The following is a 14,095-nucleotide window of genomic DNA, read 5'->3' on the forward strand; positions in this document are numbered from 1 at the left end:
CTATGTTTTTTCAATTCTTCACTTCTCTCGGTTGGAGCAGCAACAAATGGTCACTTCTTTTCCTCAATACTTTCGCTGGGGCACTTTTGATTGTGCTCTCTCATAGCACAGCCTTTCCTCTTTCGGATGTCAATTTTTTCTTTTTTTCTTTTATCGGATTACTCTTTGCTCTCTATCGTCCTGCATGGGTATTCCTCTTGTTGGTAGGCATGTTGCCATACGAAATTATCGATCTCATGCCCCTTGGATATGGCAACTTTTCTCTTCGTCCCTATCAGTGGCTCGTTGTTCTCCTCTCGTTCTCTCTTGTTATTCGATATTTCTTGAAACGTTTCCCTGTAGAGAAATTCACACCTCGTATCTGGGATTTCAGTATTCTCGTCGTTGGTATGAGCGCGTTTTTATCAGCAAGCATGAGTACACAGCCCGCTACGGCATTCAAACTGTCTCTCATCTTGCTTTCATTTATTCTTTTTTATTTCATCACACGACTTTTCATCCGATCGCTCGATGATGGAACGACTCTCCTTCCATTCATTCTTTCTTCTTTCCTTGTCGTGAGTATCTATGCTCTCGTCCAAAACATTTTTTTCTTAAATGGTATTGAAAGTAATGAGGTGATGCCCGGTCGACCCAATGCTACGTTCTCTGAAGCAGATTGGCTCGGAGGATATCTCTCGACCCTTCTTGTACTTCTCTCCGCCCTCATTCTCTTTTTTGAAAATCGTTTATCAGATACTTCATTCCGAATTCTCAGATATATTTTTTCTTTTTTGCTTTTCATTGGTGCGATCGCACTTCTTCTCTCGGTCAGTCGTAGCGCATGGCTCGCCACTTTTGCTGGTATTAGTACTCTCGTGATCCTTTTTCTCAAACAAAACCAATTCTTTCAAGCAGTGAAGACGTATAATCGAGATATCCTCTTACGTTTGGCAAGAACAGGACTTTTGATTGTCCTTCCTTTTATCGTGGCACTCCTTATCATCTCTCTCCTCCGATTGAGTCCATTCGATCTCCTCGATCGTAGTAGAAGCACTGCTACTGGTGAACAGAAAATCACTGTAGCTTGTCCATCTGAGACGATACTCCCTGCAAAAATTGCCTCTACCGAAGAATTGATATCGTATGGTTGCGCGCATATTCGTCTCGAAGAAATCGAGTCAAAGAAGAATGCAGGGAAATACGTGACAGAAATTTTCCGCAATGATCCCAACGTCCATATCCGCGCCAGTATTTATGTTCGAGTTTTTCAAATACTCAAAGAACATCCTTACTTCGGTATCGGACTTGGAAACATCTCTTCTTTCCTTGGAACAGATGAGAGGGGTACAGGACTCAATGCGAGCAATATATTTCTCGAAATATGGCTTGGTACTGGAATAGTCGGATTCGTTGCTTTTTTGTTCTTCTGGTGTGGTTTGTTATGGCAAGGAATCCTGAGTCATTTTAGGAAAATATCGTCACTTCTTTTCTTCCTTCTGCCTCTCTGGGTTACACTAACCGTTTTTAATTTTTTCAATTCTGGACTCATGCTTGGTTTCTTTTTCTTTTTCCTCGCTCTCTTGCCAGTTCTTGATTCACGAACAGATAAAAATATATGATCATTGCCATCGATATCCGTCTTTTAGGAAAAAAACGCACTGGTGATGAAGCGGTCTTTTTTCATCTAACAAAAGAGTTGCTCAAGAAAGATGCTTTTGATGTGACCTCCTATCGACTCCTCACTGACGAAACAGACACCACAAAAATAGCGACTCTTTATGCTCGTCTCGAATGCATCGGACAAAAAAATGTCACTATCCTTTCATTGCCAACACCAAACCGTTTCACTTGGAATGCTTTCACACTTCCGAAATATCTCTTCCATAACAAGGTGGATGTTTTTCATACACAATATATCCTCCCGTATTTTGTTCCAAAAAGGACAAAAATCGTCACACACATCCATGATGTTTCGTTCTGTGTCTATCCAAAACTGATTGGATTCGTTGATCGATTTTTTCTTTCAATTCTCATTCCGCGATCACTTCGAAAGGCGACACATATCATCACGCCTTCACAGTTTACGAAAGACGAAGTCATAAAGTATTACGGCATAGAACCAGAAAAAATAACAATCATTCCGAATGGAATAGGAGCTGAATTTTTGGAAAAATCGTCTGATTCACTGCAAGAAAGAAATGAGACGTTACGAGAGAAATATCATCTTCCATCGACATTCATTCTTTCTGTCGGTACTTTGCAACCACGAAAAAATATACCCTTTCTTCTCGATGCTTTCACACACCTCAAGAAACGTCTTCCAGAAATCAAGCTGGTGATTGTGGGTAATAGAAATGCCCATCACACGGATATGCACATTGCAGAAAAAATTATTGAACATACACTAGAAGAAGACGTCATCTTCCCTGGTTTTATTGAAACAGAAGATCTTCCAGGAGTAGTACGACTCGCAACTGTTTTTGTATTTCCATCACTGTACGAAGGTTTTGGTATCCCGCTCCTCGAAGCAATGAGTCAATCAGTCCCCGTAGCATCTTCTGATATCCCGAGCCTTCGTGAAGTAGGGGGTGATGCTGCGCGCTATTTTGATCCGAAAGATGTTGCCTCATGTGAAGAAATATTGTATACTCTTTGTACTGATAACGTAGAACGACTACGGCTCAAACAAGCTGGAAACGAGAGAATAAAGCGTTTTTCTTGGGAAGAAAGCGCCTTATTGCTTATTCGTCTCTATCAAAAAATAGGTGTTTAGCGACAAAGAGTGTGTTTTAATATCTCGTAAACTATTGAAATTATGTCATTTTGGAATAAGAACAGAGAAAATACGTCAAGAGAAATAAGTATGAATCCAAATAAACACCGCGGATGGCGTATTTTTGGTTTTTTTCTTGTTCTTTTTCTCATTGCAGGAGGAGTCTTTGCTTGGAAAACAGGATTTGTGCTCAACAAAATTTCTCAAGGAAATGCAAATATTTTTGGAAGTATTGTAAAATCATTTCCCGGTGTCGAGAAAAAATTAGCTGGTGAGGATGCTGGACGTATCAATATTTTGCTTCTCGGAATGCGTGGTGAGGGCGTGACAGGGGGAGGACTCTTGGCTGATACGATTATGGTACTTTCCATCCACCCAAAACAAAACGAGCAAGATACGACACGAGCCTCTCTCGTATCTATCCCACGAGATTTGTATGTCAAAGTTCCAAATCGAGAAGAACAGCAAAAAATCAACGCTGTCTATGCTCTCGGTGAAGAACGTGCTCTCCATAAGGGAGGCATCGAAGATATGAGTACCATAGTAGGGGAAGTGTCTGGTCTCGATATTCCTTATGCCATGACGATCAATTTTCAAGGATTCAAAGATCTCGTCAATGCTGTCGGAGGTATTACGATCAACCTTGAAAAACCATTTGAAGAAGGATTGCAATTCCGTGGACTGAAAAAACGTTGTGATGCCGTGAAGTATACGGTGTTCTCAGGAGAATACGAGGAAAAACGCATACAAAGAAAAAATGGCACGTACTATGCAAACCCGAAACGTTATCCACTCTGTTTCGAAAAAATAAGTGAGCAAGCCATCGGAGAACTTGAATGTGACGGAAACTTCAAATTGCCAGCAGGACCCAATCTCCTTGATGGAGAAAAAGCTCTCTGTTATGCCCGTGCACGAGAAACATCGAGCGACTTTGCTCGCGCAGAACGTCAACAAGAAATCATCAATCTGATCAAAGAAAAGGCACTCAGTCTCGGAACGCTGACGGATTTCTCAAAAATCAGCGCTATGATAGATAGTCTTGGCAATAATGCCAGTACGAATATGGAAGCGTGGGAAATGAAGCGTCTGTTTGATTTGTATCAAAAAGCTGGTAATACGGGCAATATTAATCACAAAGTACTCAACACTTCCGATGAAGGGCTCCTCTATTTCCCTGACCGGAACAGATACCCAGGAGCAGGATCTATCATCTTGCCTACCGGTGATAATTACGATCGTATTCACGAACTTTTCACCAACTTACTCAACTAAATAAACAGTGGGCGTATGATACCTACTCGAGAACTCACCATTGCTATCAATGGCTACAAGACTCCAGAGCTTCTCAAACTTTGTCTCCGATCAATTTTCGAGAAACTCGCAAATTCTCCTCTCGATTTTGAAGTGATTGTCACTGACAGCGCTACTGAAGAAGATACAGAGATGCTTGTTCGGGAAGAATTTCCCGCAGTGCGATTCTTTCCTTTCGAAGAAAATGTGGGATTCAAAACACTCATCAATACGTCGCTCAAAGAAGCAAATGGGGCGTATATATTCCTTATCAATAGCGATATTGTGCTTTCTGACGATACGGTACCATTGATGCTTCAGTATATGAAGACGCATCCAGACATTGGGCTTCTGGCACCGAAACAACTCAATTTCAACGGAACATTTCAGCAAAGTTGTTATCGATTCTATCGCCCACAAACCATTCTCTATAGACGAACATGGTTTTCTCGATTTGCTTTTGCCAAGAAGCATCTTCGTTGGTTTACAATGAGTGATTGCGATTTGACGAAACCACTGAGTGTTGATTGGGTTATCGGCTCTGCAATGCTCGTCTCACGTCAAGCCGTCGAAAAAGTAGGCGAGATGGATGATCGATTTTTTATGTATATGGAAGACGTCGATTGGTGTCGTCGTTTCTGGGAGCAAGGACAGAAAGTCGTCTATTATCCAGATGCATTCGTGTATCATTACCATGCCAAAGGAAGCGCTCGCGGAGGATTCTTTTCATCTCTTCTCTTCAACAAGCTTACCTGGTATCATATCAAAAGTGCTCTGTATTATTTTTCTAAATACCGTGACAAGAAAATACCGCTCCATCATTCATAAAAAATAAACGTATGGAAGAAGTTTCAGAAGATATACGCTATACGAAAGGAAAACATCTTTTTCAGAAGGGAATTCGTTTTTTCTTTATTTTGTTTATCGTTGTCATTGTTTTCTCTCTTGGATATGAACGAGGTCACGACACTCCAGACACTATCGCACCATTGTCTCCGAATGAAGCACTTATCATCAACAAGAATAGCAAAGAAAAAACAATTGATTTCGCACTTTTCTGGAAGGTATGGGATCTCCTCAAGGAAAAATATGTAGACAGTGAAAATCTCAATGCACATACGCTTTTCTACGGTGCAATCAAGGGAATGCTCGCCGCAAGCGGTGATCCGTATACCACATTTTTTGATCCAAAAGAAAATAAAGCTTTTGAAGAGGATATTTCTGGAACATTCGATGGTATAGGTGCTGAAATGGGTATCAAGGATGATGTGCTCAGTATTATTGCACCGCTCGAAGGTATGCCAGCAGAGAAAGCTGGTCTGATTGCCGGGGATAAAGTTGTGAAAATCGACGAACAATCAACGGCAACAATGACACTCGAAGAAGCAGTCGATAAAATCCGCGGACCACGAGGAACAGAGGTCATACTCACTGTATTCCGATCAGGAGAAGAAGAATATCGGACCATCACCGTGAAGCGTGATATGATTCTTGTGAAAAGTGTCCGTTTTGAAATGAAAGAAGGAACTATTGCTTATATCCGCATCAATCGTTTCGGAGAAGATACAGAAAGAGAGTTTCGTGATGCTGTAAAACAGACGCTTGCGAACAAGCCAGCTGGACTTATTATCGATGTTCGTAATAATCCTGGTGGATTCCTCGAGACATCTCTCGATATTGCGAGCACAATGCTTCCTAAAGGAAAAATCATTGTAATGGAAGAGAACGGAAAGAAAGAACGGAAAGAATTATTGGCACATGGTGGCGATGTACTCAGTACTTTACCGACAATCGTACTTATCAATGAGGGGAGTGCGAGCGCATCTGAAATTCTCGCTGGAGCGCTCAAGGATAATCGCGACAATGTCACACTTGTCGGAGAAAAATCATTTGGAAAAGGATCTGTACAAGAACTCATCCCAGTAGGAAAAGATACCGCTGTCAAGATAACTGTCGCTCGTTGGCTGACCCCAAAGGGACAGCAAATAAACAACGAAGGTATTGCTCCTGATGTCGAAATCAAACTAAGTCTTGAGGACATGAAAGAGAAACGAGATACTCAACTCGACAAAGCAATAGAAATACTCAAAAAGAAAGAGTAACTATTCTATCAATTGACGAAAAGAATGAAAGTTTCTATACTGGAAAATACTGATTAATTCATAACAAGAATGAATGTATGAAAAAAAATACTATCAAACCACTTGGAGAAAACGTACTCATCAAACCACTTAAGGCTGAAACCAAGACCTCAGCCGGTATCTATCTCCCTGAATCAGCGACCAAGGAGCATTCTCAGCTCGGTACGGTTATTGCTATTGGTGAGAGCGATAAAATCAAAGTAAAAAGCAACGCAAAAGTTGTTTTCAGGCGCTATGGTGGCGAAGAAGTCAAGATAGAAGGTGAAGAATATCTTATTTCAAACTACAAGGATATTCTTGCTGTCATTGAATAAAGTAGAGAACCTCTTCCAATAAAAAGCCGGACAAGTGTCCGGCTTTTTCTTTTTTCTCTTGTTACTTCTCTTATGGTTCTAGTGTCAATCCTGATTCAGAAGAAAGATGTGTGTTCCCTATGAGTGTCTGGGCCGTGAAAACACCAAGATCAGCTAGTCGTACACCTCCTTGATACGAAATATCAGCATTTTCTCCATACACAACAATAATACGACCAAAAGGAACTTCTTCCACACGCCGTTCCAGCTCTGAGAGAGGAATATGGAACGCACCTGCTATATGTTTCTTCTGATAATTCTCATTTGTCTGGACATCGAAAAGAACCATTTTTGACGCATCCTCCTTCAACAATGTTTTGAGTGTTTTGAGTTCAATGTAATTCACTTTGGACTGATCAATGAGAGAATTCGGGTCGCCCATCGAAATGACCGGGGCACCGAAGTTTTTCCAAGCCTCTATACCACCTTTAAGAAAGAAAAACGGGGATGATTTTTGCTCTAAGATATTCTTGGAGGTTTCCATTTTTTGGAAATCAGATTCAGAAAGAACAATCACTAGTATTGTTTCTTTCTCGACAGAAAGAGCGCTGAGAGCACTCAGGGAAAGCGGTACGGAATGTGCGATATGAGCCTCTTCAAAAGCTGTTTCTGATCGAATATCAATGATATGTATCTTGTCACCATTCTGCATCTTTTTCCACAGGACATCAGAAGTGATAGTGGGAACATCTGTTTTTTTTGTATCAATAACGACAGACTGTATTTCCGTGATATCTTCTTTTTGAAAGATACTTCTACTGATGAAATAGGCACCGACAAATACTATCAGCACTGATCCGACGACGAGCGCTCTTTTGTCATGAATACTGGTTCTCGAATACGTCATAGTATTAACGCAAAAAACTTCCGATAATATCCTTGTTCCCCAATAAAAATTCTTGTATAGAGAGGCGATTTTTTCCTTCGAGCTGTACTTCTTCCAAGAAAACAACTCCTTCACTCGTCTGAACACCGATCTTTTCACCTGTTTCGAATATTTGACCAAGAGGATGATGGATTTGTGGAGATTGTTTCTGATAGGAAATACGGTGGAGTTTCAATCGTAAATAAGCGCTATCTTTCGTTAAGAAAGAAAAGATACCTGGCCATGGATACAATGCTCGATATCGATTGTAGATACTCTCCGCCGTATCTGTCCACATAATATGACCATCTTCTCGCTCAATGAGTTGGCACAGTGTCGCCTCATCATTTTTTTGTGGAATTGATTGGATAGTACGTTGTATGAAACGAGGGAGTGTTTCAAGAAGTAAGTCTGTTCCCGCTTGTGTCAGACGAATACTGAGAGATTCTCTCGTATCATCTGGTTCAATCACTATTTTCTTCTGAGTCAGGATATCGCCCGTATCCATACCCTGGTCCATGAGCATGACGGTCACACCGGTTTCTGTAGCACCAGAAAGAATCGCATTCTGGATAGGGGAGGCACCGCGCCACTTGGGAAGAAGTGAGGCGTGTACATTGATACAGCCAAATCCAGGAGTTTCAAGAATTGCTTTGGGCAATATTTTTCCGTAGGCAGCAACAATAATCAAATCTGGTTCTAATTTTTTTATACTTTCAATAGTTTGTTCATCGAATCGCTCTGGCTGGAGGAGAGGAAGATTATAAGCCTGAGCTGTCTTTTTTACAGCGCTCTCTGTTTCTTCTTGTTTACGACCTACAGGCTTATCTTGTTTGGTCACGACACTGATGATGTGATATTTTTCTTCAATAAGTGCTGATAAAATATGAGAAGCAAACTCAGGTGTTCCCATGAAAAGAGTACGGATTTTTGGAGCGCCAGTCCAGATTTCCTTCTCTGGTAAAGAATGCTGAGTAGCAGTTGCGGCAGGCGATATCTCTTTTTCCGAAGTATTTTTTTGAGAAGGAGTGCGTCGTATAAGATCAAAGAAAGCAGCCATATTTTTTTCTTAGAGAATTATCGAAGATTTTTTCTGTTGTTTTTTGTAACGATTGATAATAAGTATGCCATCGAGATGATCTACCTCATGCTGGATGACGATAGCAAGGAATCCTGTCGCGCGCATTTTCTTTGGCAATCCTTTTTCATTCTGATAGCGGAGGGTTATCTCTTCTGATCGAATAATAGGAAAGAACTGTCCAGGAAGACTGAGGCAACCTTCTTCGAAAACGATTTTTTCTTGAGAATGGGAAGTGATTTCTGGATTAATGAGATAATAAATTTTTCCATCTACTTCAGCCACCGCAAGACGAATCGACTGATCGATCTGCGGAGCCGCCAAACCTACTCCATTCTCCTGATGCATCGTCTCTACCATCTGAGGAAGGAGTGCTTGAATTTCAGGAGACAAAGGATCTTTGATTAATTCCGTTTTTTTTAAGAGGATTTCAGTTGTCTCACCGGTTATAAGTGTCAGCATATTTCAGAGGAATGAAAGTGGATCAATGTCTATAATAAAAGTCATGTCTATTTTTTCAAGAAAAACCTGGAGATCTTCTGGAAGGGATTTTTCTTTGGGTATACGTATAAGTGTTCTGCAAGTAAATATTTTCTTTCCGATATTCTTCTTTGCTTCATTTGGAATACTGAGACGATGGCGAATATGTCTTTCAGTCAGAAGTGTTTCGATATTCTGACCTATTTTCTTTGCATTTTTCAGAGATTCTTCTTCTGTTTTCCCTTGGGAAATGATAGAAATAAGTCTCGAGAACGGTGGATAGAAGAGGTCTTCACGCTCAGCAAGTATCCGTTCTCCAAAGGCTTTTGAATCGAGAGATCCAATTCTCTGAAAAAAAGTACTCTCTGGATGAAATGTCTGGACGATCACTCGCCTTTTCGAACACATTTCTTGTGATTTTGTGTCTTGTACCACAAACCGTGTCAACGTCTGAAAAAGCTTCTCATCAGCCCGAAAATCTGGAAAAGAGAGGAGGCTATCCGTATCAATCATACCAATCAAAGACAGTTTGGGCAAGGTTTGTCCTTTGATCACCATTTGTGTACCAATGAGAATATCGACATTTCCCGAAGAAACATCCGTATGAAATTTTTGTATGTTTTTTTCTGTACGCATAGTCGCACCATCTGCTCGAAAGACACGGGCACCAGGAAAAAGTTTTTTGATCTCTCGTTCGATTCGTTCGGTACCAAATCCGACATGACGAAACGTCAGGTGTCCACACTGTGGGCAACCCGGAAAAGAATCTGTCGTATAATGACAACCGAGACACTTGAACGTCCCTTCTTTCGTACTTGAGAGCACGTGTCCAGACTTGGGACAACGAAAAATATTTTTGCAATTTTCACAGACAGAAAAGGCATCCATTCCCTGACGATGGATATAGAGGAGGGCTTGTTCTTTGTGATTCATCGTTTCCTGTAACGCTGTGATCAGCTCTTGTGAGAGAGGGGAATAATTCTTTCGAAAACGTTCCAAGCGTAAATTCACTATCTGAAGCGACGCCAGGAGTGGAGGAGAAAGGGTCAGTGGATGAAGCAGGGAATACTCTTCTTTTTTGAGAGAAGAAAGACTCTCTATGCTCGGTATTCCTGAAGTAAAGATGAGTTTTACATGACTCTCTCTGACGAGCGCCTTCGCGACATTTCTTGCGTCATAGCGTGGACTCATCGTCCATTGTTTGTAACTCTCATCTTGTTCTTCGAGAACAATGACAGCTCCCAAATTCTGAAACGGAGCGAAAAGTCCTTGTCTCGTCGAAAGAACAATAGAAGCTTCTCCGCTTCGAATACGTTCCCAATTTTTCGAATAGAGACCATCGGATAATTTACTTTGTACAAGAGCGATTTTTTCTTGTGGAAAATATCGAGCAAACAATGTTTCGAGTGCTGGTAAGAGAATTATTTCAGGAACAATAACAAGTGTCTGCTCTTTTTTTGTTGCCAGTTTCTTCGTGAGTTTGACGAGAAAAGCATCAAAATCACTGAGAGAAGATGTCTGGAGATAGCTGATAGATCCTGATTTCATTGCAAGAAATGTTTCCAGTATTTCATTATCAGATTTTCCTAACCGAACAATTTCTGTCGATGTCGAAAGCGATGTTTCTTTTTTCTTTGGAAGAATATATTTCGGAAGAAAATGTTTGAGTACCTTCCCGAGTGAAGTAAAATATTCTTCACTCATGAATAATGCAAGAGCGAGCTGGGATGGAGTGAGTGATTTTTCTCGAACAATTTTGGAAATATACTTCATCCAAATTGGTGCTTTGCCAGGAAGCGGAGCAACACCAAAAACAACCCCTTCGAGAGATCGTTTCCCAAAGGAAATAGCAACAAGCGATCCAGGAGCTATCGGATCCTTCGAGAGATAGCTAAAAAGTGGAGATTTCCCGAGTGGCAGGATAAGAAGAGGGGCAACCTCGATTCGGTAGAGTTCAGATTTTTTCATATATCTATTCTAACACAGAAGAAGTGCTTATCTTAGTATTCAGCACCCTAAAGCCAATTTTTCATCATCGTTCCACCTCTCACAAGAGCTCTCAGTATTACGAAAAAAGCAGTCTCCAATCTACACAATCACAACTTCTTTTTTCGATCTGAGAGCTCTTGCTCAGTCAGTGTGGAAAGGATGATGAAAAATTCTTTTGGGTGTTGAATACATATACTTAATTCGACTGTCTCTTGATTTTTTGGCTCTTTTCCGCTACGCTCATAATACACTTATGAACAAAACACGTCGATTATTCGTCGGTATTCCGCTTTCTTCGCAACTTCGCAAGAGGCTTATGCAAGAAATGGAACTCTGGCCCAAAGAAGCTGTCCTGCGTACGACGGAAGAAAATCTTCACGTAACGCTTTTTTTCTTGGGATTTGTTCAAGAAGAAGAGGTGGGGGAAATGTGTCGAAGGGTTGGAGAAGTATGTAAAAACATTGAATCTTTCGAACTCTCGTTCACGAGCATGACTTTAATGGAGAATGCAGAAAATCCAAAAATGATTTGGTTGACAGGGGAACCGAGCGATGAACTTCGTTCCGTTTTAGAGAAGATTGAAAAAGCTTTTTCATCATTTATCAGTGAGAAAAAAATATACCGTCCTCACGTTACTCTGGCAAAGATAAAAAAGTCCAAATGGTTGAAGCTCGAAACAAAACCTGTTCTCAAAGAATCAGTATTACTCAATGAAACAGTAGAAGACATCGCAGTTTTTGAAAGTCTCTCTCTTGATGGGAAACGTCGTTATGACCCGATTGATACTTTTTCTCTTCTCTAGTTTCTGCCTCTTATCAACGCGTCTATGGAAATACTCGGGACCACTATCGACAATCTCACACGAGAAGAAATATTGGCACAAATAAAAATATTTTTGGATGAACCAAAATTTCATCAGATTGCCACTGTCAATCCAGAATTTCTCCTTGAGGCAAAGAAAAACAAAGCTTTTCATACGATATTGCAAAATTGTGATCTACGTATTGCAGATGGATTTGGTATCACTCTTACAATGCTTTTTCGAGGAGAGAGACTCAAATGCCGTTTCCCTGGTGCTGATCTGATGGAAGAAATATTGTCCATTGCCAATGAAAAAAAAATCAGTATATATCTTGCTATCAAAAAAGACGGGCTCAGTTCTTTCGATGAAGTAAGGCAAGCGCTTTTAGAAAGATATCCTACATTAGTGGTTGACGGAGATACTATTGATGTAAATGAGATTTACGATTTAAGATTTAAGATGTTAGAGTCCAAAATCAAAAATCTAAAATCTAAAATCATTCTTTGTAATTTCGGATCACCGACGCAAGAGATATTCCTTTCTCGTTTGCGTCAGCAGACACGATCAGTGCGTCTGGCTATGGGTGTCGGTGGCTCCTTCGACTACCTCACCAAGAAGCAAAAACGCGCACCGAGGTGGTTACAGAGCATTGGTCTCGAATGGTTATGGCGACTCATACAACAACCACAAAGATGGTACAGAATATGGAATGCCGTCGTTCTTTTCCCTTTTTATGTATTTTTCGCTACAATACAGAAACACGATCATAACACCTAACACATACCCTTATGTCTGAAACATCTCCAGTCCGCCTCCGTTTTGCTCCATCACCGACAGGTCAACTTCACGTCGGTGGTCTCCGTACTGCACTTTACAATTATTTTTTTGTAAGAAAAAATAAAGGGATTTTCATACTACGCATCGAAGATACTGATCAGAAACGCTTTGTTCCAGGAGCAGCCGAGAGTCTCGTTACCATCCTTGATACTATGGGGATGCATCAGGATGAGGGTGTTTTTATAGAAAATGGCACGCTCATACAAAAGGGTACATATGGTCCATACATCCAATCAGAACGACTCCCACTCTATCAGGAATATGTTCAGAAACTTATAGAATCTGAAAAAGCCTACTATTGTTTTTGTAGCGTCTCTCGACTATCAGCACTTCGTGAAGAACAAACTAAGGATAAACTCGCACCGAGATACGACAAACATTGCCTCGGACTTTCTACTGAAGAGATAGAAGAACGTCTCGAAGCGAAAGAACCCTATGTCATCCGTCTCAATGTTGATACGAATCGTGGCGATATCGTGTTCGATGATCTCGTACGAGGAAGAGTGTCTATCAACGCACGGGATGTCGACGATCATGTACTGATGAAATCAGACGGATTTCCGACCTATCATCTCGCCAACGTCGTCGACGACCATCTCATGCATATTACGCATGTTATACGTGCGGAAGAATGGATATCTAGCACACCGAAACATATTTTGATATATGAGGCTTTAGAATTCTCGATTCCACAGTTCGCCCATTTGCCACTCCTCCTCAATCCTGACAAAAGTAAACTTTCGAAGCGTCAAGGTGATGTCGCTGTCGAAGATTATTTGAAAAAAGGCTATCTCAAAGAAACCCTCATCAATTTTATCGCACTCCTCGGATGGAATCCTGGAGCAGGAAGTACGCAAGAAATATTTACTCTCGATGAACTCGTAGAAAAATTTGATCTCACACAAGTCCACAAAGCGGGGGCGGTGTTTGATCTGAAAAAGCTCGATTGGATGAATACAGAGTATATCAAGAAACTCAGTCTCGATGAGCTCTACGCTCGCGGACTCCCTTTTCTTTCAGAAAAAGAATTCTTCAAAGCGTGGGTAAGCCGACAAACAACATTAAGCGGAGAAGAAAAAGAATCCTTTGTAAAAAGAGTACTTCGTGTCGAACAAGACCGTCTGACGAAACTCTCCGACATCGGTGATAATAATCCTTTCTTTTTCGTAGACACATTGACGTACGAGACCTCAATGCTTCACTGGAAACAGAACACTCCTCTCCAAACGAAAGAAGCTCTCGATGGAGCTCTCGAAACACTTTCTGCACTGACTCTCGAAGAATGGGCACAGAAAGAAACCATAGAAAAAGTACTTATGGACAAGGCAGGAGAAAAAAGAGGGGACTTCCTCTGGCCGCTCCGTGTCGCTCTCACAGGAGCTGAGCGATCACCATCACCGTTTGATGTGGCATGGGTCTTGGGACAAGACGAAAGCCTCCGACGAATCGAATCTGCCCTCGCCAAACTGGCATAATTTTCAGGGTGTTCTTGTGGTATAATAAAA

The 14,095-nt window shown here is 41.1% G+C and carries 13 protein-coding genes; 9 read left to right on the forward strand and 4 right to left on the reverse strand.

Annotated features, from left to right (window positions below; translation table 11 throughout):
- The first annotated feature begins 2 nt into the window (after positions 1 to 2).
- The 6 genes from PHH40_01465 to PHH40_01490 all read left to right on the forward strand — a co-directional run bounded on the left by PHH40_01465 (position 3) and on the right by PHH40_01490 (position 6,500).
- Entirely contained in the window at positions 3 to 1,601 is a 1,599-nt protein-coding gene (locus tag PHH40_01465) for an O-antigen ligase family protein (GenBank protein ID MDD2766417.1), read from the forward strand.
- Positions 1,598 to 2,755: a glycosyltransferase family 1 protein gene (locus tag PHH40_01470; protein MDD2766418.1), complete on the forward strand. Its 1,158-nt coding sequence runs from the start codon at positions 1,598 to 1,600 to the stop codon at positions 2,753 to 2,755. The genes PHH40_01465 and PHH40_01470 overlap by 4 nt, the downstream gene beginning before the upstream one ends.
- Before the next feature lie 90 nt (positions 2,756 to 2,845).
- Positions 2,846 to 4,027: an LCP family protein gene (locus PHH40_01475; GenBank protein ID MDD2766419.1), complete on the forward strand. Its 1,182-nt coding sequence runs from the start codon at positions 2,846 to 2,848 to the stop codon at positions 4,025 to 4,027.
- A gap of 15 nt (positions 4,028 to 4,042) precedes the next feature.
- A complete protein-coding gene (locus PHH40_01480; GenBank protein ID MDD2766420.1) occupies positions 4,043 to 4,873 on the forward strand; it encodes a glycosyltransferase family 2 protein in 831 nt (276 codons plus the stop codon).
- Positions 4,874 to 4,884: 11 nt separating this feature from the next.
- The gene (locus PHH40_01485) at positions 4,885 to 6,147 is read left to right on the forward strand and encodes a S41 family peptidase (GenBank protein MDD2766421.1); all 1,263 of its coding nucleotides are present in this window, start codon (positions 4,885 to 4,887) and stop codon (positions 6,145 to 6,147) included.
- Positions 6,148 to 6,224: 77 nt separating this feature from the next.
- The gene (locus tag PHH40_01490; protein ID MDD2766422.1) at positions 6,225 to 6,500 is read left to right on the forward strand and encodes a co-chaperone GroES; all 276 of its coding nucleotides are present in this window, start codon (positions 6,225 to 6,227) and stop codon (positions 6,498 to 6,500) included.
- A gap of 70 nt (positions 6,501 to 6,570) precedes the next feature.
- Here PHH40_01490 and PHH40_01495 read toward each other — a convergent pair whose 3' ends face one another.
- Genes PHH40_01495 through priA form a run of 4 tightly spaced genes read right to left on the reverse strand, consistent with a single transcriptional unit; the run spans position 6,571 to position 10,930 of the window.
- Positions 6,571 to 7,386, reverse strand: coding sequence for a rhodanese-like domain-containing protein (locus tag PHH40_01495; GenBank protein MDD2766423.1), 816 nt, complete (start codon positions 7,384 to 7,386; stop codon positions 6,571 to 6,573).
- A gap of 4 nt (positions 7,387 to 7,390) precedes the next feature.
- Positions 7,391 to 8,464 (reverse strand): methionyl-tRNA formyltransferase, encoded by a 1,074-nt coding sequence (fmt, locus tag PHH40_01500; protein MDD2766424.1) that lies wholly within the window; start codon positions 8,462 to 8,464, stop codon positions 7,391 to 7,393.
- Positions 8,465 to 8,473: 9 nt separating this feature from the next.
- Positions 8,474 to 8,944, reverse strand: coding sequence for a peptide deformylase (gene def / locus PHH40_01505; GenBank protein ID MDD2766425.1), 471 nt, complete (start codon positions 8,942 to 8,944; stop codon positions 8,474 to 8,476).
- Positions 8,945 to 8,947: 3 nt separating this feature from the next.
- Complete coding sequence (gene priA, locus PHH40_01510) at positions 8,948 to 10,930, reverse strand: primosomal protein N' (protein MDD2766426.1); 1,983 nt, start codon at positions 10,928 to 10,930, stop codon at positions 8,948 to 8,950.
- Positions 10,931 to 11,204: 274 nt separating this feature from the next.
- Between priA and thpR the strand changes: the two genes are divergently transcribed.
- The 3 genes from thpR to gltX are packed head-to-tail and all read left to right on the forward strand — an operon-like array spanning position 11,205 to position 14,065.
- Entirely contained in the window at positions 11,205 to 11,753 is a 549-nt protein-coding gene (gene thpR, locus PHH40_01515) for an RNA 2',3'-cyclic phosphodiesterase (GenBank protein MDD2766427.1), read from the forward strand.
- A 24-nt stretch (positions 11,754 to 11,777) separates the two neighbouring features.
- Positions 11,778 to 12,530, forward strand: coding sequence for a WecB/TagA/CpsF family glycosyltransferase (locus PHH40_01520; GenBank protein ID MDD2766428.1), 753 nt, complete (start codon positions 11,778 to 11,780; stop codon positions 12,528 to 12,530).
- Positions 12,531 to 12,541: 11 nt separating this feature from the next.
- Positions 12,542 to 14,065 carry a glutamate--tRNA ligase gene (gltX, locus tag PHH40_01525; protein ID MDD2766429.1) on the forward strand — a complete coding sequence of 508 codons (1,524 nt, stop codon included), beginning with the start codon at positions 12,542 to 12,544 and terminating at the stop codon, positions 14,063 to 14,065.
- Positions 14,066 to 14,095 lie beyond the last annotated feature (30 nt).

The organism is Candidatus Moraniibacteriota bacterium, from assembly GCA_028688415.1.
Classification (GTDB): domain Bacteria; phylum Patescibacteriota; class Minisyncoccia; order Moranbacterales; family UBA1568; genus UBA1568.